The organism is Desulfovibrio psychrotolerans, assembly GCF_013340305.1.
GTDB classification, from domain to species: Bacteria; Desulfobacterota; Desulfovibrionia; order Desulfovibrionales; family Desulfovibrionaceae; genus Halodesulfovibrio; species Halodesulfovibrio psychrotolerans.
The window spans coordinates 180,454-206,301 of the sequence record NZ_BLVP01000036.1; the positions used below are offsets into that span (position 1 = coordinate 180,454).

The 25,848-nt window shown below is 58.2% G+C and carries 22 protein-coding genes; 10 read left to right on the forward strand and 12 right to left on the reverse strand.

The annotated features are described in order from the left end of the window. Nucleotides 1-22 precede the first annotated feature (22 nt). Together HUV26_RS15430 and HUV26_RS15435 are read right to left on the reverse strand one after the other, a co-directional pair. Nucleotides 23-709 (reverse strand): queuosine precursor transporter, encoded by a 687-nt coding sequence (locus HUV26_RS15430; protein ID WP_174411030.1) that lies wholly within the window; start codon nt 707-709, stop codon nt 23-25. Nucleotides 710-1,102: 393 nt separating this feature from the next. Then, complete coding sequence (locus tag HUV26_RS15435; RefSeq protein ID WP_174411031.1) at nt 1,103-2,695, reverse strand: GGDEF domain-containing protein; 1,593 nt, start codon at nt 2,693-2,695, stop codon at nt 1,103-1,105. Nucleotides 2,696-3,105: 410 nt separating this feature from the next. Between HUV26_RS15435 and HUV26_RS15440 the strand changes: the two genes are divergently transcribed. After that, entirely contained in the window at nt 3,106-4,806 is a 1,701-nt protein-coding gene (locus HUV26_RS15440; protein WP_174411032.1) for a glycosyltransferase family 4 protein, read from the forward strand. Continuing rightward, a complete protein-coding gene (locus tag HUV26_RS15445; protein WP_174411033.1) occupies nt 4,806-6,044 on the forward strand; it encodes a glycosyltransferase in 1,239 nt (412 codons plus the stop codon). Before HUV26_RS15440 ends, HUV26_RS15445 begins: the two co-directional genes overlap by 1 nt. 57 nt (nt 6,045-6,101) lie before the next feature. On the opposite strand, the gene HUV26_RS15450 is transcribed toward HUV26_RS15445, so the two are convergent. Both HUV26_RS15450 and HUV26_RS15455 read right to left on the reverse strand, forming a co-directional pair. Then, nucleotides 6,102-7,049 carry an esterase/lipase family protein gene (locus HUV26_RS15450; protein WP_174411034.1) on the reverse strand — a complete coding sequence of 316 codons (948 nt, stop codon included), beginning with the start codon at nt 7,047-7,049 and terminating at the stop codon, nt 6,102-6,104. Nucleotides 7,050-7,284: 235 nt separating this feature from the next. After that, nucleotides 7,285-7,494 carry a hypothetical protein gene (locus HUV26_RS15455; RefSeq protein WP_174411035.1) on the reverse strand — a complete coding sequence of 70 codons (210 nt, stop codon included), beginning with the start codon at nt 7,492-7,494 and terminating at the stop codon, nt 7,285-7,287. A 290-nt stretch (nt 7,495-7,784) separates the two neighbouring features. On the opposite strand from HUV26_RS15455, the gene HUV26_RS15460 reads away from it, so the two are divergent. After that, nucleotides 7,785-8,978, forward strand: a complete 1,194-nt coding sequence (locus HUV26_RS15460; protein WP_174411036.1) for a hypothetical protein — start codon at nt 7,785-7,787, stop codon at nt 8,976-8,978. A gap of 259 nt (nt 8,979-9,237) precedes the next feature. On the opposite strand, the gene HUV26_RS15465 is transcribed toward HUV26_RS15460, so the two are convergent. Further along, entirely contained in the window at nt 9,238-9,837 is a 600-nt protein-coding gene (locus HUV26_RS15465; RefSeq protein WP_174411037.1) for a MarC family protein, read from the reverse strand. Nucleotides 9,838-10,263: 426 nt separating this feature from the next. Between HUV26_RS15465 and HUV26_RS15470 the strand changes: the two genes are divergently transcribed. From HUV26_RS15470 to HUV26_RS15490, 5 genes are all read left to right on the forward strand, one after another. After that, nucleotides 10,264-11,016: a (Fe-S)-binding protein gene (locus tag HUV26_RS15470; RefSeq protein ID WP_174411038.1), complete on the forward strand. Its 753-nt coding sequence runs from the start codon at nt 10,264-10,266 to the stop codon at nt 11,014-11,016. Continuing rightward, nucleotides 11,009-12,439 carry a LutB/LldF family L-lactate oxidation iron-sulfur protein gene (locus HUV26_RS15475; RefSeq protein ID WP_174411039.1) on the forward strand — a complete coding sequence of 477 codons (1,431 nt, stop codon included), beginning with the start codon at nt 11,009-11,011 and terminating at the stop codon, nt 12,437-12,439. The genes HUV26_RS15470 and HUV26_RS15475 overlap by 8 nt, the downstream gene beginning before the upstream one ends. Continuing rightward, the gene (locus HUV26_RS15480) at nt 12,432-13,100 is read left to right on the forward strand and encodes a LutC/YkgG family protein (RefSeq protein WP_174411040.1); all 669 of its coding nucleotides are present in this window, start codon (nt 12,432-12,434) and stop codon (nt 13,098-13,100) included. Before HUV26_RS15475 ends, HUV26_RS15480 begins: the two co-directional genes overlap by 8 nt. Before the next feature lie 224 nt (nt 13,101-13,324). Then, nucleotides 13,325-13,654, forward strand: a complete 330-nt coding sequence (locus HUV26_RS15485; RefSeq protein WP_243451414.1) for a DUF1653 domain-containing protein — start codon at nt 13,325-13,327, stop codon at nt 13,652-13,654. A 191-nt stretch (nt 13,655-13,845) separates the two neighbouring features. Next, a complete protein-coding gene (locus HUV26_RS15490; RefSeq protein ID WP_174411041.1) occupies nt 13,846-14,670 on the forward strand; it encodes a hypothetical protein in 825 nt (274 codons plus the stop codon). A gap of 70 nt (nt 14,671-14,740) precedes the next feature. On the opposite strand, the gene HUV26_RS15495 is transcribed toward HUV26_RS15490, so the two are convergent. After that, nucleotides 14,741-15,676 (reverse strand): hypothetical protein, encoded by a 936-nt coding sequence (locus HUV26_RS15495; protein ID WP_174411042.1) that lies wholly within the window; start codon nt 15,674-15,676, stop codon nt 14,741-14,743. A gap of 466 nt (nt 15,677-16,142) precedes the next feature. Here HUV26_RS15495 and HUV26_RS15500 point away from each other — a divergent pair, with 466 nt between their 5' ends. Then, entirely contained in the window at nt 16,143-16,895 is a 753-nt protein-coding gene (locus tag HUV26_RS15500; protein WP_174411043.1) for a substrate-binding periplasmic protein, read from the forward strand. 245 nt (nt 16,896-17,140) lie between these two features. On the opposite strand, the gene HUV26_RS15505 is transcribed toward HUV26_RS15500, so the two are convergent. Next, a complete protein-coding gene (locus HUV26_RS15505) occupies nt 17,141-17,461 on the reverse strand; it encodes an IscA/HesB family protein (protein WP_174411044.1) in 321 nt (106 codons plus the stop codon). 198 nt (nt 17,462-17,659) lie between these two features. Further along, on the reverse strand, nt 17,660-17,983 hold the full coding sequence (locus HUV26_RS15510) for an IscA/HesB family protein (RefSeq protein ID WP_174411045.1): 324 nt from the start codon (nt 17,981-17,983) through the stop codon (nt 17,660-17,662). Nucleotides 17,984-18,491: 508 nt separating this feature from the next. Between HUV26_RS15510 and pyrR the strand changes: the two genes are divergently transcribed. Continuing rightward, the gene (pyrR, locus tag HUV26_RS15515; protein WP_174411046.1) at nt 18,492-19,031 is read left to right on the forward strand and encodes a bifunctional pyr operon transcriptional regulator/uracil phosphoribosyltransferase PyrR; all 540 of its coding nucleotides are present in this window, start codon (nt 18,492-18,494) and stop codon (nt 19,029-19,031) included. A gap of 12 nt (nt 19,032-19,043) precedes the next feature. Here pyrR and HUV26_RS15520 read toward each other — a convergent pair whose 3' ends face one another. The 4 genes from HUV26_RS15520 to HUV26_RS15535 all read right to left on the reverse strand — a co-directional run bounded on the left by HUV26_RS15520 (nt 19,044) and on the right by HUV26_RS15535 (nt 25,726). Next, the gene (locus HUV26_RS15520) at nt 19,044-20,747 is read right to left on the reverse strand and encodes a potassium channel family protein (RefSeq protein ID WP_174411047.1); all 1,704 of its coding nucleotides are present in this window, start codon (nt 20,745-20,747) and stop codon (nt 19,044-19,046) included. Between the two features lie 240 nt (nt 20,748-20,987). Further along, the gene (locus HUV26_RS15525) at nt 20,988-21,968 is read right to left on the reverse strand and encodes a calcium/sodium antiporter (protein ID WP_174411048.1); all 981 of its coding nucleotides are present in this window, start codon (nt 21,966-21,968) and stop codon (nt 20,988-20,990) included. A gap of 186 nt (nt 21,969-22,154) precedes the next feature. Beyond that, nucleotides 22,155-24,539, reverse strand: a complete 2,385-nt coding sequence (locus HUV26_RS15530) for a PAS domain S-box protein (RefSeq protein ID WP_174411049.1) — start codon at nt 24,537-24,539, stop codon at nt 22,155-22,157. Next, nucleotides 24,536-25,726, reverse strand: coding sequence for an ABC transporter substrate-binding protein (locus HUV26_RS15535; protein WP_174411050.1), 1,191 nt, complete (start codon nt 25,724-25,726; stop codon nt 24,536-24,538). Before HUV26_RS15535 ends, HUV26_RS15530 begins: the two co-directional genes overlap by 4 nt. Nucleotides 25,727-25,848 lie beyond the last annotated feature (122 nt).

A 25,848-nucleotide genomic window follows, 5' to 3' on the forward strand; every position in this document is an offset into this window, starting at 1 on the left:
TTCAAAGGATGTTTAAGGCAGCTCAGTTGCCGTGTGCAGCCTCGGCAGGGCGTACCCGGCGCGCAAGATAGAGAAAGGGCGTATCCAGCAGGGCGACGACAACCTTGAACAGGTAGGTGGTAAGCATAATCTCCATGAGCACGGGCGCGGGAAAAACACCCCAGAAGGCCAGCGTGCAGAAGATGGAAGAATCCAGCGCCTGCGAAACAAGGGTGGAGGCGTTATTGCGCAGCCACAGGGCGCGTCCGTTGGTCACCCGTCTCCAGAAATGGAAGGCCCACACGTCATGCCATTGCGAGACAAGATACGCCGCCATAGATGCCACCGCCAGACGCGGCAGGAATCCGAATATACCCTCCAGCAGAGGCTGGGCAAAGTCGTCCGGTGCCGGGGTGTAGAGCAGGGCTATCTGCATGTACACGGTGGCGAGAATGAGTGTGGCAAAGCCCAGCATCACGCCCTTTTTCGCCTCCTCCTTGCCGTGCAGCTCGCCCAGCATGTCGGTGGCAAGAAACACCCCGGCGTAGAGGATATTGCCCAGTGTGGTAGTCAGTCCGAAAAGCTCCACAGTCTTCAGAACCTGAATGTTGCAGAGCAGCAGGTTGAACACGATAAGGGCAAAAAGCCCCGTCTTGCCGAACAGCCTGTACATGACCAGCGTGACGGTGAGGTCCAGCAGGGCAAAGCCTATCCAGATAAGCTCGTTCACGGTTTTCTTCCTTGCAAAAGGGGAAAGGGCCGGAATGTCCGGCCCCGAGTATGCATTGTATGCGAAGGGGAATCAACGCCCGATGCTCAGGCAGCCCGCTTGTGGCTCATTTTGCTCTGTCCGTCAAGAAGCCCTGAGCAGGTTGGGAACAGGCCCGGAGCAGGTTGGGAACAGCCCGGACAGGCCCGGAGCAGGTTGGGAACAGCCCGGACAGGTCAGGAGCAGATCAGGAGCAGGTCGGGAACAGGTCAGCGTGCCCTGTATTTTCGTCTAGTCCACAAAAACTGCCCCATCACCCCGGTCAGTCACTTTGCCGGACATACTCAAGACTTTTGTGTCCTGTATGCACAAGGTGCCATGCGTCTTCACGCTCCATGCACAGGCTGTGCGAGCCTAGCAGTTCCCCGCCAGCTTGGGTTTTCCGGTCCGGCTGAGCCTGTTCCCGGTCACGGGAGAGCCGCCGCCTGCATGTCCTGTCAGCACGGGCTGCTTGTTGCTGTCCTTGCGTGTCCGGGTCGGGTCCGCTGAAGCAGCTATATGACACTGCGTCGCACTGCACACGCGGTTTCTTCCGCACGCTTTGGCGCGGTAAAGAGCCCTGTCTGCATCGCCCAGAATCTGTTCAGCCGTCTGCGCCTGCGTTTCCGGCACGGGGGAAAGGCCTATGCTCACGGTCACGGGAATGTTCAGGCCTTCATGGCTGAACGGGTGGCCTTCTATAATGGAGCGCAGGCGTTCTGCCAGCATAAGGGCCTGCTCATCGGGCGTGTAAGGAAGAATAACCACAAATTCCTCACCGCCGTAGCGTGCCACATAGTCGGTGGTACGCAGGGTGCTGCGCAAAAGTCCCGCAAGCTGCTTAAGCACGGCATCACCCGCCTGATGCCCGTAGGTGTCGTTAATGGGCTTAAAGTGGTCAATATCCAGCATCATCAGGGTAAAGGGCTGTGCGTAGCGTATGTGCCTCTCGGTTTCCTCCGCCAGCCGCGTATCAAAATGCCTGCGGTTGTGCACCAGGGTCAGCCCGTCCAGATCAGCGTGCTGCTTCACTTCACGGTAAAGCATGGCGTTTTTGAGCGCCAAAGCCAGATGCCGCATGGCCGATTTCAGAATCTGCAGTTGGTCCTTGCCCAGATGCAGTTCGTTGCGGGCAAGCAGGGCAAACGCCCCAAGGGTTTCTCCGCCGGTTTTCAGCGGCAGAATGACAACCTTTCCCGCTTCCGGCAGCACGGGTGCCTCCGCTTCAGCAGGGGCAAGGTACTCCGTGTGGTATTCGTCCACGGAGCGGTCAGAGAGTTTCTCCGCACTGGCAAGCAGCAACGTCACCCATTCATCGTAGGCGGCATGCGGCTGGCGTACGGGAACATACAGTCCGGCCTCAAAACGCCGTCCGGCACCGGGGGCCCAGCACACCGCCCCTGTGGCGGAAATGGGCAGCAGCATGGCAAGATCTTCCTGTGCGCTCTGCATGATCTCCAGCGGCTCAAGGCTTTCCGTGGCACGCGAGAGGAAGGAGACAATAAAGGAAAGTATATCGTTTTTGCGTTCCAGCAGTTCCCGCTCAAGACATATCTCGCGGGTCATGCGGATGATGTCATGATAGAGGTTGTGCGTTTCCGCTGCGCGCATGAGCACATCGCGAATACGCGCCTCCGTCAGCGGCGGCTTGATCACGTCCGTGAATCCGCTGTCCAGTGCGTCTTCCAGTTCATGCATGCTGTAGTGTCCGCCCAGCAGCAGCACGCGGGGAACAATTTCCAGATGCCTCGTGGTATTCACAGGCAGTTTCTTCAATTGGTCCCATGCGGACTTGGCAATCCAGACAAGGCTCGGCTCGTCCCTGTCCATGTCCTTGGCGCTGGGAATGGACCCTTCAGGCAGCATGACGAGCGTAAAATCCTTCCTCCCCACGGAACGGATAAGTGCCTCGTCAGCCTCTTCAAGGCCCATGCCCCACATTATTCTTTTCTTGCTTGTACCGCGCATAGCGCATCCCCTCCGTGGTCATACGGCAGAAACTGCCGAACAAGTCATACACTGGCGTTCATGCTGCTCTTTGCAAGATGGAGACCACCAAGAATAACCGCCCTCCGGCAGGGCTCCCGGTACGCCTGCGTACGGGGGGTGGGATGTACCGTGGACTGTGCAGGGAGTATGAAAAAAGAACCTTTCCGGGCAAAGGGTTATCCGCCATGGCGTTCTGCGTCGTACCCAGCGGAACACCTATGTCCAGAATGGTGGCATCCGCAATGCGTCCGTAAAAGCAGGAAAGGGCAGGGTGTCTGCTTTTTGACGCAAAGATGGCGGCAACACGCACTCCGTGCCGTTCCGTATTTGACAAGCGGCGCGTTCTGTGTCCTTCTCATGCCATGAAAAAGACAGGAATATGGGGAACCTTGCATCCCTTTTTCGAACGCGGCGATATCATGGGACGCAGCGTTGCCAACGAAGGTTTCATCCGCGCTCTGCTGCGTCGCGACCCCTTCGCGGCATACCATTTCTATCTTTCAGATGCGCATCAGACGCGTATCCTTCTGGAGCGACTGCGGGACGAGTTTCCCGTCATGCTGCGCAACGGCAGATTCGTGCTGGGCACGTATGCCGATGTGCCCCGCGCCCTTGCCACACATGATTTCCATTGCTTCCACCTTTCGGACTGCATGCTGCACAACGCACATCTGGCCCGCCTGCGCAACCTGCATTCCCGGCGCATCTTCCCCATCACCGGCAGTACCCATTCCCTCAGCTATGCCCGCTACATGCCCATGCTTCTGGGGCAGGTATGGGCGGGAACCAGCCAGCGGGATGCCGTGCTCGCCACCTCGCACGCGGCCGTATCCATGATGGAAACCGCCTTTTCCCGCCTGCGCAGTGCCTACGGTCTGCCGGCGTCCGTCCCGCATCCCCGGGTGGAGCATGTTCCTCTCGGCATAGACTGCGCCACACTGTCCTGCACCGCCGGTTCAGATACCGTCTCACAGACCGCCGCAAGCCGCGATGAATCCGCTGCAGCAGTTGCGCGTGCAAGAATGCGCACCCAACTGGGGGTGGAAGAGCAAGATGTCCTGCTGCTGGTGTTCGCCCGCATTTCCCATTACTCCAAAATGGATATTCTTCCCCTGCTGCGGGCACTCCAGCGCCTTGCCCGGTCAGGCGTTCCCATGCGCCGCCTGCATCTGTGCGTTGCGGGTTTCCTGCCGCAGGGCGACTCCACGCCCCAAACCCTTGCCGGGCTTGCTTCCGTCCTCGGTGTGCGCATGCATGTTCGGGCCAACCCCCCGGATGCGGAGCGCAACGAACTTTACGCGGCTGCGGATGTATTCGTCTCTCCCGTGGACAACCTGCAGGAAACCTTCGGACTCTCCTTGCTGGAGGCGGCTGCGTCCGGGCTTCCCGTCATCGCCTCAGACTTCGACGGCTACCGCGATCTGGTCGTGCACGGGCAAACCGGGCTGCTTATCCCCACCCTCGGTCCGGCATGGACCGACGATGCGGACACCATGGCCAACCTCGCGTACGACAGTGCCACGCATCTTGCCCTTGCCCAGCGCACCGTGGTGGATGTGGGGGCGCTGGCAGATGCCCTCCGGCAACTGGTGGAAAGTCCTGCTCTGCGACGCGATATGGGACAGAAGGGCCGTGCCCGTGTGACCGCAGCCTTCGGCTGGGATACCGTGCTGGATCAATACCTCGCCTGCTGGGAGCGCCTCAATGCCGTTCCCGTTTCCGCAGAAGGGGAGCAGGCTCTGCGCGCGGCGGTGCATCCGCTGCACATGCCGTATGCGGAGCTGTTCGTGCAGTATCCTTCAGCCATAGTGGAAGGGGCCATGCAGGTGGTCTGGACAGCAGCAGGCGAAGCCGTCTACCGCAACAGGGAACAACCCGTCATTTACGAGGGCATTGCGGCATCCGTGGACCCGGAAACCCTTCGCCACATGCTGTTCCTCGCGCGCCGCGGCATTCCCGTGGCACGTCTCTGCGCACTGCTTGCGGAGCGGGGGGGGCAGGCAAGCTCTTCCGGAAGCCGCACAGATTCCCGAACGCATGAAGCGCTTGTTCTCTGGGCGCTCAAGCATGACTTTTTGGAGCGGGTGTGATGCCGTCTTCTCCCGTTCCTCCCGGCACCATGCCGCACGGTGTGCATCTGCACTCCCTGCTGGCCCTGCGGGGCGGAGCGGCACGCATTGCCGCCATGCTGCGCGACCATCTCGCGTGCGGTATAGCCTCCCCGGATGGTTCAGGCCGTTCAGGCCGTCTAGGTCATCTGCGCGGCACTGTTCCCGGTACTGTTCAGAATACTGTCTCCGATACTGTTCAGAAACATTTTCAGCCCCCCGTGCCAGTCTCCTGCTCCTGCGAGATTGCGGACGAAGGGGCCATATCTTCCTGTGCGGCCGTGTCCCCTGCGGATGTGGCCCTTGCCGTCCCCGGAACAAGCCTCCTGCATCTGCACGGCACGCAGGACTGGACAGCCTGCCTTCAGGGCGTTGCCTGCAGGGAACTCCCCTGTGTCATAACCCTGCATGACTGTTCTCTGCTCACGGGCGGCTGCGTCTACCCGCTGGACTGCCCCGGCGCCACGCAGGGGTGCCTTTCTCCGTGCCCGCGCGGTTATCCGCATGCCGCAGCGGTTCAGCGGGCGCAGCATGCGGCTGTGCGGGCGGCCATAGCCCGTCTCGTTGCTCCTTCCGGCTGGCTGCGTGCCATGGCCAAAGCGGCCCTGCCGGATGTTCCCTGCACCGTCATCCCCAATGGTGTGGAAACGCCGGACCCGGCCATCACCCGTTCACTCGCGCGTAACAGGTTCGGCCTTGCGCCCGGCGCGCGCCTTGTGTTGTTCATGGCCCACGGCGGAGAGCAGGCGGCCTATAAGTCGGGAGGACGCTGGCGCGAGGTGTGGCACAGCGTGCGCACCTTGGTTCCCGGCGCGGTGTGTTTCATGGTGGGGGGGGATGGGCACGCCCGTGAGGATTCACTGGTGCTCTGGCCCTATGTGGACAGGGAACGGGCGCAGTTGTTCATGGCGGCAGCGGACTGCTTCGCCTATCCCACGCTGGCAGACAACCATCCCCTTGTGGTGCTGGAAGCCATGGCAGCAGGGTGTCCCGTGGTTTCTTTTGCGGTGGGCGGGGTTGCGGAACAGGTGGTTCCGGGAAAAACCGGCGTACTTGTGCAACCCGGAGACTGGCAGGCGTTCACCGGTGCCTGCGTATCTGTGCTCACAGGTGCTGCGGAGCAGCGGCGCATGCGGCATGAATCGCAGGAGCTGTTCACCCGCCGGTTCACTGTGCAGCGCATGGTCCGCGATTACCGTTCGTTCTACTCCCGGTTTTAAGCCCGGCTTGTAGCCTCTTTCTTGCCTTCCGTTTTCCCTCAGGTTCCATGCCCCGGTCTACGTCGGGATATGTATCCGGCTTTCCGGCTCCCCAGCGGCTTCCGGTTCTTCCCATTCCGCGTCGCGGTGCAGCAACCCGTCCCCGTGTCCGGCGTGCTCGTCCACAATGGCGCGTATGGCGGCAATGGCCTGCATGGCCGTGCCCCGGTGATAGAGCATGGCTATGTGGCTCACCAGCGGCGTGCGTTCTTCGCGCCACGCGGGGTTGCGTATGTGCAGCCCTTCCTGCGGCAGCACCATGTTGTCCAGCGCGGATGAAAGGCTGTAGCAGGGCATGGCGGGCTGTATGTCTTCGCTTTCAATGCGCCGTATGAGCGGGCTGCGAAAGACTATGCTGCGGCACAGCGAACCTATGCCCAATCCGGCCAGTTTGCTGCCCTGATGGGGAGATCCCAGGGTAACAACGCCCAGAACGCGGTTCTGGTTGTCATTGCGGGCAATCCATGAACGGATGATAAGCCCGCCCAGACTGTGCCCCACCAAGACGGGTTTTACGCCGGGGCAGGCGGCTTCCAGTGCTGCAACCCGGTTTTCCAGCTTGTCCACCAGCGCGTCAAAGTGGGTATTGAAGCTGAAATAGGAATAGCAGAACGTATTGGAAAATCCGGCCTCCTTCAGCCACCTCCTGTACAGCACCCATGCCGAGGCATTGTGATACAGGCCGTGCACCAGCAGAACGGGCGGATTATTCCGGCTGGCGTCTTTCAGGCTGCCCGCGCGGGGAATGGCTGCCCGGTTGAACAGGGCCAGCGGGTAGGTGAAGAAGACTATTGTCTGGCTCAGAAAGCTCATGCCCATACCGCGTGCAATGCAGGCTGCGCGGGTGCACACGCCCGGGTGCGGTCCGTAGGGGCGGCTTCCTTCTTCGTACCAGTAGAGCAGATACGTGATCAGAGAGACAAGCACCGTGAGCAGGATGACGGCCTTGAGCAGAAACCAGAGCATGGCGTACCACCGTGGGGATAGAATGTTTGCACACGGTGTATATAAGGAATGCCCCGTCCGGGCAACCTTTCCCGTACTGGCCTCGCCGGCTGTGCCATGCCACTTTCTGCGGGCCGTTCATCAATGGTGCGATACAAGACGAAAAAAAGTTCAGGGCTGAATCGCATATAGCCATACGCGATGTCAGATATGAACATTTCGCAGCAAGGCGGCGGATTGCCGTATCAACGGCCCGCTAGGTGATGGTGCTCACCAGCTTTCCGGTGGTACTTTCAATAATCGGGCGCACCGTCACGCTTTTAGACAGCTCCGGCGAGGCAATCCCCAGCGAATGGAGCGATGAAAAGGTCTTGGCCAGCGTGCGCAGGTTCTGGCTGGCAACGGATTGAGAAATATTGGAGGCACCCGCAATGGCGCTCCACATCTGCGAAGAGTCAGGTGTCATGGTTCCCCCGCAAAGATAGGCACGAATATACGTTGTCGTGTGTCTTCTGTCTGGCCGCCAACGTTACATCCTCGCGGCATACATGCCTTTTCGCATGCACGTGGCGTCAAATAACCCCGGAGGTACCGCACCACCGGGATATATCTATGCAAAACAAGCACAGCAGTTCCGGTGAAAAGGAGAAAACAGTGCCCCTCCGTCCGGTAACCGTCAATTCTTGACTCACGGATGCTAACTAATTATCCTAGTGGCCTCAAGAGCGATTTGCTCGTTTTTTTTTGGAGAAAAGAATGTCATTTTATACGATTCCTTTTTTTGCATGTTTACGGAACTGCCTGCTTACCGGCTTCCTGTGCTTTGTGCTGTCCGGCGTATCTGTTCTGCCCGCCGTTGCAAACAGCACGCCTGAACCCCCGGCCATGCCTGCCGATGTGGAAGCCGGGTTGGATCACCTCATCGCTGCCGTGGGCGATAAAAATATTTCAGCCGATTTCAATGCCATAGCCGCTGTGCTGGATTATGCCCTGCAAAGCGACCTTGCCCCCGCCAAGCCGGAGGCAGAACCCATGCCCCGCAAGCGGGAGCAGGGCAACGGCATTTTCATGCGTGAACAGATCAACGTGCCCATGGAAAAACTGGTCCGTTATTGCTATGACCCGCAGGTGCCGCCGTCGGTGCTGTTTCCCAACTCCATCCGCCGGGGGCACTGGCTTTCCGGCAGCGATATCCTCGTCAGCGGGGTAAAACTGTGGGACGTGCTGGACGGTCTGGAAGAACCTCTGGTCATGCGCGGGGCAGAGTATGAAGAGATAACCCCGGACGCCTTCAGCGGTTCCTATTACGGCTACAATCTGGACAGGTTGCTGATCGTACTTCCCTACAAGGGGCACCGCATGTTTGTCTCCGTTTCCCGCCAGCAGAACCCTTCCACCGTGGGGATGAAGGGAGCCATCGTGGGTAACGACGACAGCTGGGACTACGTCTATTCCGGTGTTAACGGTGCCACGGCGCGCGGTATAGGCTGGATGGATACCTATATGTACGCCTCTTCCACCGTCACCGTTTTCTTTGACGGCGGGCCGGAAAGCACGCAGACTCAATATGCCGTGTTCAAATGGCTCAAGGCGGGCTGGGCGAATCTCAATGTGGTGAAACGCAGTCATATCCTGTCCGGCACCCGGCGTTTTCTGGACGGGTTCCGCCGGATAATAGAAGACTCCAACCTGCCGCCTGCGGAAGATATCGTGCGGCAGATGCGCGCATTTGAATCTTCGTCCGAACAGGAATTGCAGGCCGCCATGCACACCTATGCCCAGCGGCTGGAAGTTGTGGCCCAAAAAGATGACGTGCTCTCCCGGTCAGACTTCAGGAAGATCATCGCCAATGCCGGATACGCCGTGCACCTGAACAAAGATGAACTGGTGCACGACCTTATGAAGCGGTTCATCAAGAGCCGGCTCAGCATAGCCGATCTGGAAGGCTGAGCCGGGGTATCTCATCACTGCATGCAGTGCGGGCCGGAGCGGATAATCCGTTCCGGCCCGTTTTTTTTGATGACAATGCACGTTGCACAGTCTCTGGCTGCGGCGGCGAAGGGAACTGAGCCGGCTCTGCTCCCCGCATCCGTATGGCTCAATGATTCGCCATTCGGCGTAAGGCCGCTCCCCGCGTCAGCGGGAAATATCTGCTTCAGGGGCTGTCAGCAACCGTACTGTAAACACGTACGAGAAGCGTACTGCGCCTTCAGGCCAGAAAGTTGCGTATGCCGGTAAAGATGATCTGGGCGGAAAGGGCAGCCAGAACCAATCCCGTGATCTTGGTCATGATGGAAAGGCCAATATTTCCGATCACCCGTTCCACCTTGGGTGCCAGATAGAGCAGCACGCCCATGGAAAGAATGGCGGCAACCAGCGCGGCAGTGCCCACAATATTGGCAACAGCCCCCTTCATCTGCGCCCCCATAATGAGCAGTGCCCCGGTGGTGGCAGGGCCCACGGTAATGGGAATGGCAAGCGGCACCACGCTTATGTCGCCTTCGGTTTCCGCCTTGGGCGGAGCCTTGGTGCCCCGCACCAGTTCCACAGCAGAAAGAAAGAGCAGGGCGCCCGCGCCTATGCGGAAGGAGTCAAGCGTAATGCCGAATATGGCAAAGATGGTGTCTCCGAAAAAGTACAGGCTTATGCAGATAACCACCACCGCAGACGTTACACGCAGGGCCGTCTTTTTCTGTCGGTCTTCGGGCATGTCCCGGGTAAGGGCAAGAAACATGGTCATAACAAAAAAAGGTGCCAGCACGAAAAACATCTTTATATACGTAGAGATGAACAGGGTAATGTGTTCCATTTTCAAATTTCCTTTATGGTTTGCAGGGCGTCTCGGGGCGCGGCGGCACACTCCGGGCAAAATTGGTCAAACCGGTTCGCAGCCCCGGATAAGAATACGTCATGAATAAAAAGGGTTGAATGATATCTGTGTGTGTTACAGCAGAAAAGTGCAGTGAAGCAGGAAAAATTTTCAACGTGGCGGATGAGGGCTTCTATCGTGTTGTTGCTTTGTCTTCAAGGGGTTGTTTGAAAAATCAATCTCCCGGCCATATTGGTTCAACCAATCAAAAAGTCGACATTTTTATGAAAAAAATGGTATATGAGTCATCCGTCACATGCTCCTTGCCGGGCTTCTGGGGTTTGCCCGGCATTTACGGAGTATTTCAGCAAGGTGCGTCTCTCCGCTCGCGCGGAAGCGCACCTGAACAACGAAGCGAGAGGAAGTATGGGTAACAATCCAGCCAAAGTTAAAACGGTGTACTATTTTGGCACCTGTCTTGTGGATATGGCCTATCCCAAGGCAGGCATGGCAGGCATCAAACTGTTGCAGCGCGAAGGGGTGGAAGTGATTTTCCCCCGTGAACAGGCTTGCTGCGGCCAGCCCGCCTACAATTCCGGCTTCAGGCAGGAAGCCAAGGACGTTGCATGGAAGCAGGTGCAAATTTTTTCCGGCAACGACTATCCCATCATCGTGCCTTCCGGTTCCTGTGCCGGGATGATGAAATATCACTATCTGGAACTCTTCAAGGACGATCCGGAATACTATGATGTGAAGCGTTTCTGCGACCGCATCCACGAAATCACCTCCTTTTTGCGCAATGTGCTCGATGCGCAGTATACGGACAAGGGCGCACCCATCAAGCTTACGTGGCATTCGTCCTGTCATGCCCGCCGCGAAATGGGCTGTACCGAAGATTCCAAGGCCCTCATCCGCCAACTCAAGAACGTGGAACTGGTGGAAATCGCCCGCGAGCACGAATGCTGCGGTTTCGGCGGCACCTTCTCCATCAAGCAGCCCGAAATCTCTGCGGCAATGGTCCATGATAAGGTGGAAGACATCAAGAGCACCGGTACGCATAAGTTTCTTACTGGCGACTGTGGCTGTATGATGAACATCACCGGCCACATGGAAAAGGAAAAAGTAGCCATTGAAGGCCAGCACATTGCTGAATTTATTCTGGAGCGCATCCATGGCTAGCAACAAAACCTTCGATTTCAAGCAGAATATCGCCGGTGCGCTTGCGGATAAGCAGTTGCGCAGCAACTTCAAAAACGCCACAGATACCCTTCGGGGCAAGCGTCTGGCTGTTTTTACCGATCCGGAAGAAACCCTCCGTCTGCGCCATGTGGGCAACCAGATCAAGCGTGCGGGGCTGAACCGCCTCCCCGAACTGCTGGAGCAGCTGGAAGCCAAGTGCAAGGAAAATGGCATCATCGTGCACTGGGCAGAGACGGTGGACGAGGCAAACAACATTGTCCTCAGCATCATGGAGCAGCATGGCGCGCACAAGATGGTCAAGGGCAAGTCCATGGTTTCCGAGGAAATGCACCTGAACAAGTTCCTCGAAGACAAGGGCAAGCTGCCTCTGGAAACCGACCTCGGCGAATACATCATCCAGTTGAACAATGAGCCTCCGTCGCACATCATCGTCCCTGCGGTGCACAAGAACCGCAAGCAGATCGGTCAGATCTTCGCGGATAACATTCCCGGCGTCTCCTATACGGAAGACACGGCGGAATTGCTCGCCATCGCCCGCGGCAGGCTGCGTGAACATTACCGTACGGCGGATATCGGCCTCTCCGGCGTCAACTTTGCCATAGCGGAATCCGGCACCCTGTGTCTGGTGGAAAACGAAGGCAACGGCCGCATGTGCACCGCCGTTCCGCCCGTGCATGTGGCGCTCATGGGCCTTGAAAAGGTGGTCGGCACGCTGGAAGAGGTTCCGGCCCTGTACCGCCTGCTCTGCGGCTCTGCCACGGGGCAGCGCATCACCACCTATTTCAACATGATCAAGGGGCCCCGCAAGCCCGGCGAAAAGGACGGCCCCAAGGAAGTCCACCTCATCATTCTGGACAACGGCCGCTCCAAGATACTTGCCGACAAGCAGCTTCGCCAGACCCTGCAGTGCATCCGTTGCGGCACCTGCCTTAACCATTGCCCCGTGTACACCCGCATCGGCGGTCACGCATACGGCTCCACCTATCCCGGCCCCATCGGTGAAATCCTGATGCCGCAGATAGAGGGTCTGGACAAAAAGGGCAATCTGGCCACGGCATCTTCGCTCTGCAACGCCTGCGAAGAGGTGTGCCCGGTGATGATTCCCATCCCCGCCCTCATCCGCCGCCTGCGTGACGAAAGTTACGACATGGACGAGAACGGCGTGGTCAAGGGCCACGGGTGCAAGAAGAACCTGCTGGAAACCGTGATCTGGAAGGCGTGGAAGTACATGCAGGTGTACCCGCTGCTCAATACCATCATGCTTAAAAAGCTCCAGCTGTTCGGCAACAAGCTGCCCAAGGTCGGTCCGTTGAAGGCGTGGACCAGCGTCCGCACCGCTCCCAAGTTCGCCCGTCAGAGCCTGAAGGATCTGGCGAAGAAAGAGGGTATCCGCAATGAGTAATACCAGTGCCCGTGAGAGTATATTCGCCCGTCTGCATTCCGCACGTAGTGCGGGTCTGCCATATGCCCCCGTGCCGGAAAAGTGGGAGCCGGCTCCCATAGAAGATAAAAAGGCGCGCGTGGCCCGTTTTGTGGAGCTCATGACTGCCATGCGTTCCGAGGTGTATCAGGTAAAGGGCGACGAGTGGGTCGGCAAGCTTCAGGAAATCCTCGCGGAGCGCGGCTTGAAGAACCTTGTGTACGGGCCCGGAACCGAAATCGCCAAAAAGCTGGAATCCGCGTGGAAGGGTAAAAAGGATGTCGGCGCCGAACTGGTGCCGTGGAAGAATGATGTGGAAGAATTCCGCGACGAGCTGTTTGCTGCGGACGCGGGCATCACCACCACCATGGGCGGCGTTGCCGAGTCGGCAGCCATGATCCTGTGGCCCTCGCCGCAGGAACCGCGCCTGCTCTCCCTTGTGCCCCCGGTGCACTTTGCCGTGGTAAAGGCCGACCGCATCTGGACTTCCTTCGCGGAAGCCATCCGCGAACTGGACTGGAGCGCAAAGGCTCCCACTAACGCCCTGCTTATCTCCGGCCCGTCCAAGACGGCAGACATCGAATTGATTCTGCAGTTCGGCGTGCACGGCCCCACAGACCTTATCGTGTTTGTCGTGGAATAACAGTCCCGGCACGATAACCTTGTGTATCACAGGCACCGGAGAGCCATGCGCTCTCCGGTGCCTTGCCATATTGTCCGCTCCTGCCTCCTGTTGCCCGGCACCGGTCCCTGTCCGGCGGAAGGAATTGCATTGCGCGCGCATCCCCTGTATAGCCCCCGCAGGTATGCAGAGCCAGCCTTCGGAGCGGCGGCGGGGCCATCCGGCGGAGTGTCGTGGTGATAATCATGAGTGATAATCCGGGTGATAATTGGGGGGGGATAATCATGGGTTCGTACTATCGACATTTCAAGGGCCGGTATTATCAGGTAGTAGGCGAGGCGTTGGATACAAGCACAGATTCTCCCGTGGTGGTGTACCGCACCCTGTATCCTTCGCAGTATTCGCTGGTTACCCGGCCCGCAGAGGAATTTTTCGGAGAGGTGCTGCTGGCGGACGGAACCCGCACTGCGCGTTTCTCTCCGGTCAATGCAAGCGATCTTCCCGAAGATGCCGCCCGGTATGCATGTGACCGGCCCTTTGATTTTCCCGTCTCCGGTGCAGGCGGTGTCCGCTGACAAAGCCCGCATCCTGCGGTCAGGTCAGCTCAAGGTCAGGTCAGACGGCTGGCGAAGCTCAGAGGATAAACTTGTGTTAAAAGTTGCACAGTTCCGTGCGCTTGCAAAATATTCTTGCGTCCTGTAGCAACTCGGGTACTTTTTGAGGAAAACCGTCGCCCTCATCGGCGTTACATGAAGGAATGGAAAGAATGAGCGAAAAGGATACGCAGCAGGAAACCCGGCAGGAAGCCGACCCCAAGGGGAAAGGCCCGCGCGGTTTCAGCCCCGGCGGACTCGGGGCCATGCTCAATGAGAAAGAGCGTAAATCCTTGCTTGCCTATATTGCGCTTGGGGTCATCATTGTGGAATTTATGGTCACGGTGGTGGCCATCCTGCACGGCATAACCAACATGCACGCCATGCCGGACGGTACCATGGAATACTCCTTCCCGTGGAAGGCGTATCTTGTGGCCGTGTTTCTCGCTCCCGTCGGCGTCATGTTCATCATCCAGATTATCGGCATGGGTTTCTCGCGCATCATCCTCGGAGATCCGGACCTTGCCGATGCCGCCTCGGAGCACATGCCCGAACGTATGAAACGCTGGTTCGGGCTGGTACAGGGCATGCCCACCATCATCATGCTGGCTGGCCTGCTGCTTGTGGGGCTTGTGCTCTTTAATCTGGACGTCATCATGGGCTTTTTGCTCAAGCTGGGCGAAACAGCAGCGGAACTTGCCCTCTGGGTGGGTGCAGGCCTGTTTGCCGCGTGGCTGATAAGCTACATCGCCAAGCTCTGGCTTATGTACCGTACCCGCCGCCTTGCAGAAGAATACGCCTTCCGGCGCGATGTGCTGGAACGAACGGGCATTGCTATTCTGGATCAGAACACGGCCATCACAGCAGACGGGCGCATGATCACTTCCGGCGGCGAAGACCGGAGCAAGACTATAGAGGCCCTGCCCATGAAGTCCGGCGGAAGCGGCTCCCATGTGCCGCGCAGCCTGCCTGTGGGGCCGTCTTCCGGCGAGGAATAGACCCGCATCGTTTTGCTTTGTACCTGTTTTCTCCAAGGCCCCGGCATCCGTCCGGGGCCTTGTCTTTTTCCTACAGGCTGCACACAAACCGGGGCAGGGTAAAACCCCCCAGTGTACGCTTTATGCTGAAAAGGCATGTGCCCATGGAGTATTCAAAAACCTCCCCGGCGCAAACCTTCAACTGGTTTTTCATGAAGGAAAAGGTCATGGGAACAGTCTCGTTTACGGCCTCTTCACAATAGCTTTCCCGTACAGACGGGGCGTGCTGCACGCGTCTGCCGTCCGGCATGATGACCTGAACGCAGTCCATGGCCGTGACCACATGAACGATATTGCCCTCACCATCAAAGCATAGAGAATTTATATCTCCGCATATACCTACTGCATCCGGGTTGAAGGCGTGTACCGTGCCTATGGGGGTTGTTATCTCCACCGGCATGTCCGGTTCCACGGATTCAATGGCCCCGTTGGAATGAAAGGCAATGCCGTTGCGCACAGGAATCCTGCCCGCCGGGGTGTCCACATCCAGCTTCGTTCCCGGCCACAGGGTTATGCTGCGCATCAGTCCCGTCTTGCCGAAGTGTACCCCCACAACGCGCACATCAAGCCTTCCCAGCGGGGTATCTATGGCAACAGGTGCCGCCAGGGCATCTTCGTTTTCCTGCGTCCAGTAGCCGTTCAGGGTGCCGTTCAGCGGAAAAACCCTGCGCAGCGCCCCGGTCTCATGGAAGGTGATAAGTTCCGCAGGCATCGTGCCCGCAGGCGTCCGGATCTCCGCTTGCGTTTCCAGAGGCAGGGACTTCAGCAGCCCGTTTTCATAAAACTCAATGATGGGTAGTTGCCTGCGGCGCACTTCTGCGGCCGTGTACTGGGGAATGAAAACTCCCCATGGTGTTGCCAGCGGGCTTGCCTCACCTGCCGTGCAACTGCGCAGGGCACCGTTGGAATGATACTCCACCCGTGTGGCTCCGTGTATGCTTCCGTAAACCGTATGCAGTGTGGTCATGGTAACCTCCTGAGTGTTGCAGGGGAGTAAGCATAAACAGTGCCATTCTCTATTTAGCTGAAATAATTCTGTTTTTTTTGTCTGGTCCCGTCTGCGTGCCTACAGAAGTGTAGCGGGCTACATTTATGTATGTACAAGAAAAGATGCATGAATCCGTGCGCACATCGCCCAATCCGGGTTGACAGACGCTCCTGTATGTCCGATGCTGTTCACGGTCAGAGAAGCGTTGCTTAACGTGGTGCTGCCCGGATACAGCCAGACCCGGATACAGGCCAGACCCGCAAAGGGCCGGGTTCGTCCAAGCATGCACGGGTATACTCCGTACAACTGCGACAGTTCATCGATTTCCGGTTACGTTTTCAGGTGAATCATCGCGCCCGTGGTGCGGCTGCGGCGCACCCGGCAGAGCACATGGGCTTCGGCCCCGACCCAACAATGCCAGACTCAGGAAGGTGGTTTCCCGTTCATGCTGCAACCTAAACTGACAGGCATACTCCTCGTCCTGCACATCCTGTTCGTCTTTTTCTGTCTTTCCGGCAGGGCAGACGCGCAGGTCATAGAGGTGCTCTACATGGAGCGCCCGCCCTATTACTACACCAAAGACCACAAACCGGCCGGATTCCTGCTGGAACAGTCCCTGAGAGTCTTCCAAAAGGCCGGGGTGGAGGTGAGAGTCCGCTCTCTCCCAGCCAAGCGCATTTTGCAGATAGTGCAGGAAGGGCAGGCGCAGGTGGCCGCCATCGGCTGGTTCAAGAGCAAAGACCGTCTTGCGTGGGCCAGCTTCAGCAGCCCGCTGTACAGAGACCAGCCGCTTATCGCCCTGCACAGAAAGAAGGCGAAGGACGGATTGGGCGAAACGTCTTCCCTGAGTGACCTGTTTACCAACCCGCAACTGCGTCTCGGAGTGCTGGACGGCTACTCCTATGGCGATCAGGTGGACGATAGCATCCGGCGTCTTTCCCCGCCGCGTTTCGTGCTTTCCGGCGATCAGGTGCAGCTTGTGCGCATGCTTGCCGCAGGACGTGTGGATTACATGCTGATCGCCCCGGAAGAGGTGTCGCACCTTCTTCTTTCCGCAGGAGAAAACGAGCGTGATTTCAGCTTTACCCTGCTGGCGGATGTGCCGGAGGGCAACACCCGCTACATCATGTTCAGCCGGTCCGTTTCACCGGAAATCATCCGCAGGGTAAACCTCGTTCTGCAAGAGGCGGGGTGGTAGCCGCTTACTCGTGGGTATCAGGCGGAAGAGGCTTTTCCAACAGGCCGCCAGGCCACCAGGCCACCAGGCGCAGTACGTGGCAGCCCCTGTTTTCTGCACAGGCGTAGCGTACTCCCTGCGGTAAGGTCTGCAACGTCGTTTCGAGATCAGCGTTAGCGGCGCATAACAAAAAGGCGGCCCTCCGTGTGGAAGGCCGCCCTGCATTGTTCGCATACCGCAGTCGCGTAGCGGAATCGAATGTCCTTTTAGCCGCAGTTGCCCGCGCTGGAGCATCCGCCGCAGGAACTGCCGCCACTGCTCATGGGGTTGGCAGATTCTACCGAAAAGCCCATGTAGGAAAGATCAATCTTCACTGCACCCGTCTGGGCCAGCAGGCCGGTGTTGATGCAGAAGGTGAATTCCTTTTCATTGAAAACCGTGTCGTCATCGTTTGGCTCATCCAGAGCCAATGCCAGGCGGGGGCCGCTTCAGCCACCGGGCGCAAGATAAATCCGTATGCCGGATTTTTCCTTATCCGCAAAATACGCCGCCAATTCCTTGTGGGCGCTTTCCGTCAATGTAAACATCGCAATCCTCCGTAGGGTGTGAAACGAACAAGTACGTACACCTAGAGGTATTGTCAATGGCAAGAGGTCATAGTTATAGATTTCACAACTTGTTGGGTAGGAAAACCGGGACGTTGTGTCCTTTTTCCCGGAGCATCTTCCTGAAAAAGAAAACGGCCCCGAAGGGCCGTCCGCAGCAAGAAGCGTAAAACTGTGCGGCTACGAGCAGCAGGAGGAAGAAGAGCCGCATCCGCTGCACCCGCCGCCAGCACCGGGCAGAGGAACAACGGGCAAAACGCTGAAGCCGCCGCAGGAAACGGAAATAGTCGCTCCCTGCACCTGATCCAGCAGTGTGTTATTCATGATGAAGCTGTAGCCGTTACTTTCCGCAGTGGCGTCGTCGTCTCCGGCTTCATCCAGCGCAAGGGCAAGGCGCGGTCCGCTGCATCCTCCCGGTGCCAGATATACGCGGATGGAAGACTTCTCCTTGTCCGCGAAATAGGCATCCAGTTCCTGCCGGGCGCTGTTTTCCAATGTGATCATGTTGCCTCCGGTCTGCGGGTGTATACACCCGCATTACGTATTTCAATGCCTTGCGGCACCGTCTATTTGTTGTTTAAATATACCAAAATACTCACTTTTTGTCAACGATGAGCAGCCGTTCCCTTCCGACAGGCCTTCCATCCCCGCTGCAATGGTGCGGAGAAGAAAGACAACTTCCCTAAGCTGACGTCTGGCTTCACGCGTCATGTTTCAGGCTTGTGGCTTCGGCTCTCCCGAACATTCCGGAAGGGCAGGGGGCAAAGAGAGCGTGTTCACACATTGATTTGTTGCCCGCCTGCGGGTATGTGTGCGAAATAGAGTGGCGGCTTAAGGTTTGTGCAAGTCCTGCGGGCCGTTTCCCCGAGTCGGTTGGTCCGGTTATTTCCCGGCATGTGTCCGAATCGTTATACAGATCGACCTGCCATGCGGCGTACCTCCCGGAACAGGCGTAAATGCCCATACCGCCCAGCCCCTTAACCCCTTCAACCACCTAACAAGGCCGGTCCCCATGAAGAACGGAATAGTCATCCTCACAGAAGAAGACATGCGCCGCACGCTGGAGCGGCTAGCCTATCAGGTGCTGGAAAAACACGGAGAATGCGCCAACCTGCTCATCATCGGCATCCAGCGCCGCGGGGTGGACCTTGCGGCAAGGCTGCGTGCCATTCTCGGGCAGCGTCTCGGCTGCGAACCCCCGTTCGGCGCGCTGGACATAAACCTCTACCGCGATGACTGGACAAGCCTCGAGTCCCACCCCGTCATCAACCGTACGGAGCTGCCGCAGAACATAGACGGGCAGAATATCCTGCTCGTGGACGATGTCCTCTACACAGGCAGAACCATCCGCGCGGCGCTGGAGGGCATTCTGGATTTCGGCAGGCCGCGCACCGTTGAATTGCTGGTTCTTGTGGACAGGGGCCATCGCGAACTGCCCATCCATGCAGATTACGTGGGCAAGGTGGTCAATACCGCGCGCGAAGAGCGGGTGGATGTACTCACCAAAGAACGCGACGGGCAAGACGTGGTGATGCTGCTCGAAAAGGCATAAGGCTATGTTCCGTTACGCGGCAGACTGAAAAAAGGCCGCGAACTTGCGCTCCCCTTCAGCCGTGCCTATGAGAATAAGCTCGTCTCCCGGTTCCACCACGGTGGCGGGGTCCGGGTTTATGAGCATCCTTTCGCCGCGCTTTATGGCAATGACGCTGCACCCCGTCTCTTCACGAATGGTCTGTTCGTGCAGTGCCTTGTTCACCACCTTCTGATTGGGCATGGACCGGAATATGTTCAGCCCTTCGGAGATCATGAGCAGTTTTTCCGGCCTGAGCAGGTTCAGTATGGTGGTCTGGCACAGCGATGAGAACGACATCACAAGGTTTGCCCCCGCGCGGTGCAGGGTGTTTATGTTTCGGTCCAGGCTGGCGCGGCTGATAATCTGCACGTCCGGCCGCAGCCTGCGGCAGTAGATGGTAAGAAAGATGTTCAGGTCGTCATCGTGGGTGGTGATGATAATGGATGGCGTGTCGTTAATGCCTGCCCGCGTCAGCACATCCAGGTCCGCCGCGCTTCCCAGCACCACGCGCGAATCTTCCTGCACGCGTCCGGCCTTCTTTTCCACCACCCGGTAGTCTATGCCCCTGTCCCGCAGGGTGGAGGCAACAGACATGCCCACTCTGCCGCCACCCAGTACCAGAACCGGCCCGTTGTGAGCGTCAGGCGATTTGGAACTGCTCATCAGCCTGTCATACCGTTCAAGCTGCGTTTCCGAACCGGCCAGCACCAGCACGGTAGAAGCCTCAATCCGCCTGCCGGGACTGGGGAGCATAAACCGCCCCTGTTCCCACAGGCCCACCACCGTAACCCCGCTCGTTTCGCGCAGCCGGCTTTCGGCAAGGGTCCGCCCCTGCAGTGCCGTGCGCATGGCCGGCGTCTCCGCAATCAGCAGTTCGTCAAAGCTGCCTATCACGTTCGCCTTCATGCTCACGCCCAGCACGCGCCTCGCAAGCACCTGCCCGAGCATCTTGGTGAACTGAAAGGTGTGGGTGCTGCCCGCAAGGTTGAGAATGTCCAGCGAATCGTCCTGATCCGCATTGGTAACGGTGATAACGCTGTCAGATACTTCACGGATGGTGAAAATGATGTTGGTGCTGGCTATGTCCTCGTTCATTACAATGACAAGCGCCGCATTCTCCACCCGCAGCCGTTTGTATGTCTCCGGATCGTCCAGTTCGCCCACCACCACGCGGAACCCGGACTCATGCAGGTTCAGCGCCTGCTGCAGGTCAGGCACGAGTATCACGTTGGGAATGTTATACTGGTTCAGTTTTTCCACAATGCCCACGGCAACGGCGTCAAAGTGGGTGAGAATGACATGGCCTTTGGTTCCTTCCGGCACGCTGCGCGGGGTGCGGGCCTTGTTCTGGGCTTCCAGCCACGGGGCATAGAAAAACTGAATGAAGGTGAAGGGCAGCATGATGAGCAGAAAAATCACCCCGCTCAGCATCACCAGAATGGAAAACAGCCGGCCGGCGTCACTGGTGAAGGTAATGTCGCCGAACCCCAGCGTCGACATGACGGTGAGGGTCCAGTACAGCCCCGTGATCCATGAATGTTCCTGTCCCTCATACAGCATGAGAAAGTGAAAGCCCGCAGTGTACGCAAAGAACAGGAACAGCAGAATGAGCAGAAACCGCACCATGAGTCTGGTGTTGTTTTTTTGTTTTCCGGTCTGCACCAGCGCGCTCATCTGCGACAGCATGAATTTCATGTGATTCTCTCGGAATAAAGTTGGGTGGAACATGCGCAGTCGCGCCCAGCCAGCTAAGATATCGTATTGCCCCAAGCCCTTGCAAGCCTGTAAAAAAGGGCTCCGCGTCAGTATGCAGACGCGGAGCCCGGCGTGTCAGGCCCGATGTTCTGGCCCGATATTCAGACCTGATGTTCAGGCCCGATGTTCAGGCATGGTCTCAGGCGTGGCTTCCGGAAGGTTATCCGGGCCGACGGTTTATCAGGACATAAAGGCCGTTGAGGCCAGATACGCCGTATAGGCCACATACACGGCCAGCAGGGCTGCGCCCTCATATCTGTTTATGCGTCCGGGACCGCGGAACCCGTAGCCGAAAACAAAAAGCGAAACGGTTACCGCCAGCATCACCATGATATCGCGCGAAAAAATTTCCGGCCCGAAGGATATGGGGGACATGGGCGAAATGGTTCCCGCTATACCCACCACAGCCAGCGTGTTAAAGAGGTTGGAACCGAGAATGTTGCCAAGGGCAATGTCGTGTTCTCCCTTGCGGGCGGCGATGACGGAAGAGGCAAATTCCGGCAGCGATGTGCCCACCGCCACCACGGTCAGGCCAATGATCAGGTCGCTCACGCCAAAGCCGTGCGCAATCTCCACAGCGCCCCAAACCAGCAGCCGGGAACTGGCAATAAGCAGCAGCAGCCCGATGGCGAGCCAGATGAGTGCCCGGTTCAGCGGCATGGTGTCAGACTCCAGTTCCTTCTCCATATCGGTTCCCAGCTGGTCAGACTTGGCCCGCGTGCCCTGAAACACCGTCCAGGCCATCAGCGCGCCGAACACTGCCAGAAGGATAAAGGCTTCCATCCGGGAAATGCTCCCGTCGTATATCTGCCACGCGGCAAGGCCCGAAATGGCGGTGAGTATGGGCAGTTCCTTACGCAGCACCAGCGAGTGCACGGCAATGGGGCTGATAAGGGCGGTCACTCCCAGAATAAGGGCAATGTTGGTAATGTTGGACCCGTAAGCGTTGCCCAGAGCTATGCCGGGATTCCCCTGTAACGCGGCAATGGCGGAAACCACCATCTCCGGAGCCGAGGTGCCGAATCCCACAACCACCATGCCGATAAGCAACGGGGACATGCCGAAATAGCGTGCGGTGCACGCCGCTCCTTCCACAAAACGATCGGCGCTCCATACCAGAAGCGCCAATCCGGCCACAAGTGCGATGACTGCCAGCAGCATTGCGATGTTCCATTTGGTTTAACGTGTCAGAAAATCGGTCTGCGCACTGCAGCAGCCTGGGCCGCCTCATGCCGCATGACCCGCAACGCGGGCATATATGCCTGCAGCCTTGCGCAGGCAAGGGGAGGGAGAAAATTATTATTTGAAAGGAAGGCCCGCAGTGAGCACGCCCGTGCGCGAGGCGGCTTATCCGTTTTGGGGCAGGGGCAGGCGCACATGAAACGTGGCTCCCTTTCCCGGGGCGGATTCCACGCTTATATCCCCTCTGTGATTGCGGTGAACTATCAGGTAGCACACCGAAAGCCCGAGCCCTGTTCCCTCTCCGGGGGGCTTGGTGGTGAAAAAGGGTTCAAACACGCGTCTGCGTGTTTCTTCATCCATTCCCGGGCCGTTGTCGGAAATGGAGGCTAGCAGGTGGCCGTCCTGCTCCGTCAGGCGGATGGATATCCGCCCCTGCACAGCCTGCCGAGTGTGTCCAGCCGGTTTCACCTGTCCAGCCCGTTCAACCCGTCCAGCCCATTCGGCCCACTCAGCTTGTCCCGCGGGCAGTTCCCTTCTCGCTATGGCTTGCGCGGCGTTGCGGATAAGATTGAACAGTACCTGCACAATCTCCATTTCGGAGCACTCCACTCTGGGCAGATTGGGGGCGTACTCGCGCAGGATTTCAATATTGCGGAAGTCATAGCGTGTATTCAGGTCGTAATCTGCCTGTGTAAGCGCTATGGCCCGCTCCGCCATGTCCGGCAAAGACCGCAGGGCATGGCTGGTTTCGCTCTTGCGGCTGAAGTTGAGCATGTTGGAAACAATGTCTGCCGCCCTCTGCCCGCATTCGCGGATGCCCTCCAGCATCCGGTCAATGCGCCGCAGCCGCATATAAGCCTGCACTGTTTCAAGGCCGCACCCCGCTTCTTCCGCTGCCTTGCGGTTGGCGTCCACATCGCCGGAAAGCCGCCGCGATATGTTCTGTACCCCTTGAAGAATTCCTCCCAGCGGGTTGTTAATTTCATGCGCCATGCCCGCCGCCAGCCCGCCCACGGAAATCATTTTCTCATTCTGCACCATGAGTTCCTGCATCTGTTTGCGTTCGGAAATATCCCGCAAAAAGGCAACCACATAGGTGTCTTCCAGCAATTGCATGGCGGTAATGCTCACCTCTGCCATGAAAACGGAACCGTCAAGGCGTCTGTGCTGCCACTCAAAGGTGTGGCTGCGTCCTGCAAGCGCGTCCCGTACTATCTCTGCCGCCGCAATGGCGGAATCTTCGCCTCCCGGCTGCAGTGGCGGAGAAAGCTCTCCGGGAGAAAGCCCTATGATCTGTTCGCGTGTACAGCCGAACATTTTCAGTGTCTGCAGGTTGCAGTCTACAAACCGGTTGTCCTTAAGCAGGAATATGGCGTCCGGTGAAGACTGGAAAAGCACCCGGTGCTTCTCCTCGCTGAACCGGCGCTCGGTAATGTCGGTATGGGTTCCGCAGATAAGCGCAGGATTCCCCTGCGTGTCGCGTTCAATCACATCGCCTCTGCCCAGTATCCACTTCCATCCGCCGTTTTTGGTGCGCATGCGGAATTCGGCTTTGTAGGATATGGCTCCCCCGGAGCGGATGGTTTCATCAATCTGCACCATGGCTGCGGCATGGTCTTCCGGATGACACAGGCTCTTCCACGTACCGAAACACATGGGCAGTTCCTGATCCCGGTACCCCAGCATTTCGTACCAGCGGGGGCTGAAATAGGTATCCCCCGTGGCGTATGACCATTCCCATATGGCGTCAGACGTTGCGCTGATCGCGCGTGAAAGCCTCTGTTCGCTCTGCTTGAGCGCTGCGTTGGCGTGATCAAGAGCGCGGTAGGAGGTGTCAAGGCGGGTCATCAGTTCGCCAAAGGCGGAACTTAGGTTGATAATCTCCGTATCCCGCGAAAAGACGGGAAGGGCGGCGGAAGCGGTTCCCGCATCCATTCCCCGCATGGCTTCTCCCAACTCGCTGAGCGGCGTAACCACAGACCGGCGCAGCCGGTTGAGCAGCAGCATTTTCATGCACAAAAAGGTTATGAACAGCAGGGCGAAAAAGAAGCCGAAGAAGTTGATGAGTTGCTTGCGGAGCAGGGTCAGGTCTTGGTCAATGCGCACCCACCCCAGCACCTCCCCGGCAGCAATGAGGGGGCGGGTAAAGTGCAGGGTGCTGAAGTCGTGCTCAAAAATGTAAGGCACCCGGCTGTTCAGGACAGACACGTCCAACGCAGGCTCGTCTTTCATCGGCTGGTCAGCGCCTGCGGAAGCCCCGGCAATGGGCGCTCCGTGTGCATCGTACAGGGTAACGCGCACCATGTCCTCAATCCGGCTCATGTCCGCCAGGCGCATGTTCAGGGCTGCAGTACGTCTTTCAAACAGCTCATTGGCAAGGTTGTCCTGCTCCCGGGCAACGAGCGTATCCAGCAGGCGGCAGACGGTATGGATGTTATCATCCTTCCACCGCAGCTGCATGAAGCTTCCTAATGCGACGAACAGGCAGGCAATGACGGTAAAGGTAATCAGGATGTCATGGTTCATCCGTTGGGCAATGCTTCTGCTCATGGAATCGGTTCCACCTGTCTGACAAATTCCACCCTGCCCGGGGTGATGCGCAGCACCACAATGGGTTTCACGGGATCGCGGGATTCCGAAAACCGTATGCTGCCTGTCACCCCCTCATACCGTTCCGTTTCCGCCAGTGCCCTGCATATGTCTTCCGGTCTTACGCTTTGCGCGCGGACAATGGCATCTGCCAGAAGTCCCACCGCGTCATAGGCATTGGCGTTGCCCGCATCGATCATGGACAGGGCGTCTGGCCCGAACTCTTCGTGCAGCAGCCGGACAAACTTGCTGTTCTCTTCACCGTCCGCTGCCGGATGCCAGTGCGAGACATAAAAATTCTCACCTCTGGCCGGGTCAAGGTAGGGGTAATGCTCAAGGGCCGTCCACCCGTCACCGCCCAGAAACGGCACGGTCAGGCCTTCTCCGCGAGCCTGCTTGAGCAGCAGGCCGGAATCGCGGGTATAGCCGGGAACAAAAACTACATCAGGCTTCATCTGCCGTATCATATCCACCTGTTCCGAAAAATTCATGGCATTCTGCAGATAACGCGATTGTCCTGCCACAATACCGCCCGCCTTCGTGAACCTGTCGCGAAAGGCTTCGCTCAGTCCCTCGCTGTACACATCTCCGGCTATGGTTACGATAACGGCGCTGCGGGCCTTCAGGTCGCTGCGCGCAAACAGGGCCAGCACCCCCGCCTGCATGTCATCGGTGTAGCATACGCGGAAGATGCAGTTGCCAATCCGCGTTACCTCCGGTGCCGTAGTTGTCGCGCCTATCATGGGTATGCCGGCTTCCTGCAGTACAGGCCCCATGGCCATAGCCTGCGAACTCCATGAAGGGCCTACAACAGCCACAACACCGGCTGCCACGGCCGCTGCGGCCGCCTGCCGGGCTCCCAGCGGAGTGCTCATGGTGTCAAATTCGATGATCTCAAGAGGACGGCCCAGAACGCCTCCCCGGGCATTTATGGCTTTCACGGCCAGACGGGCAATGCGGTAGTTGGGCGAACTCTCGGCAGCAGCCGGTCCCGTTTTGGCAAAGCAGCTTCCGATGCGTATGGGAGAAGCTCCGGTGTCAGGGGTATCTGCTGCGGCGGTGGTTGCGGCAGCGCAGAAGAGGCTGGCCGCCAGAAACAGCGGCAGAAGCAGGGCGCATATGCATCGGAAAATGGTGCGCGGCGGCATGCCGGTATCGGCCGGAGAAGTATGGCAAGGAAGCTGTAGATGCATAGTACGCACCACCATAATACTCTGTCCGGGCTGCTGTACTGCTGCGATATCCGCAGAAACCTGCCGTGTTCCTTTAT

What these genes read in the sequence shown, in the direction of transcription:
- HUV26_RS15455 (WP_174411035.1), bottom strand. Translation starts at nt 7,494, where the DNA reads ATGACACCTGACTCTTCGCAGATGTGGAGCGCCATTGCGGGTGCCTCC.
- HUV26_RS15510 (WP_174411045.1), bottom strand. Translation starts at nt 17,983, where the DNA reads ATGATCACATTGGAAAACAGCGCCCGGCAGGAACTGGATGCCTATTTC.
- HUV26_RS15520 (WP_174411047.1), bottom strand. Translation starts at nt 20,747, where the DNA reads ATGAAATTCATGCTGTCGCAGATGAGCGCGCTGGTGCAGACCGGAAAA.
- HUV26_RS15480 (WP_174411040.1), top strand. Translation starts at nt 12,432, where the DNA reads ATGAGTAATACCAGTGCCCGTGAGAGTATATTCGCCCGTCTGCATTCC.
- HUV26_RS15495 (WP_174411042.1), bottom strand. Translation starts at nt 15,676, where the DNA reads ATGACCACACTGCATACGGTTTACGGAAGCATACACGGAGCCACACGG.
- pyrR (WP_174411046.1), top strand. Translation starts at nt 18,492, where the DNA reads ATGAAGAACGGAATAGTCATCCTCACAGAAGAAGACATGCGCCGCACG.
- HUV26_RS15475 (WP_174411039.1), top strand. Translation starts at nt 11,009, where the DNA reads ATGGCTAGCAACAAAACCTTCGATTTCAAGCAGAATATCGCCGGTGCG.
- HUV26_RS15485 (WP_243451414.1), top strand. Translation starts at nt 13,325, where the DNA reads ATGAGTGATAATCCGGGTGATAATTGGGGGGGGATAATCATGGGTTCG.
- HUV26_RS15490 (WP_174411041.1), top strand. Translation starts at nt 13,846, where the DNA reads ATGAGCGAAAAGGATACGCAGCAGGAAACCCGGCAGGAAGCCGACCCC.
- HUV26_RS15435 (WP_174411031.1), bottom strand. Translation starts at nt 2,695, where the DNA reads ATGCGCGGTACAAGCAAGAAAAGAATAATGTGGGGCATGGGCCTTGAA.
- HUV26_RS15535 (WP_174411050.1), bottom strand. Translation starts at nt 25,726, where the DNA reads ATGCCGCCGCGCACCATTTTCCGATGCATATGCGCCCTGCTTCTGCCG.
- HUV26_RS15465 (WP_174411037.1), bottom strand. Translation starts at nt 9,837, where the DNA reads ATGGAACACATTACCCTGTTCATCTCTACGTATATAAAGATGTTTTTC.
- HUV26_RS15470 (WP_174411038.1), top strand. Translation starts at nt 10,264, where the DNA reads ATGGGTAACAATCCAGCCAAAGTTAAAACGGTGTACTATTTTGGCACC.
- HUV26_RS15525 (WP_174411048.1), bottom strand. Translation starts at nt 21,968, where the DNA reads ATGCTGCTGGCAGTCATCGCACTTGTGGCCGGATTGGCGCTTCTGGTA.
- HUV26_RS15445 (WP_174411033.1), top strand. Translation starts at nt 4,806, where the DNA reads ATGCCGTCTTCTCCCGTTCCTCCCGGCACCATGCCGCACGGTGTGCAT.
- HUV26_RS15530 (WP_174411049.1), bottom strand. Translation starts at nt 24,539, where the DNA reads ATGAGCAGAAGCATTGCCCAACGGATGAACCATGACATCCTGATTACC.
- HUV26_RS15460 (WP_174411036.1), top strand. Translation starts at nt 7,785, where the DNA reads ATGTCATTTTATACGATTCCTTTTTTTGCATGTTTACGGAACTGCCTG.
- HUV26_RS15500 (WP_174411043.1), top strand. Translation starts at nt 16,143, where the DNA reads ATGCTGCAACCTAAACTGACAGGCATACTCCTCGTCCTGCACATCCTG.
- HUV26_RS15450 (WP_174411034.1), bottom strand. Translation starts at nt 7,049, where the DNA reads ATGCTCTGGTTTCTGCTCAAGGCCGTCATCCTGCTCACGGTGCTTGTC.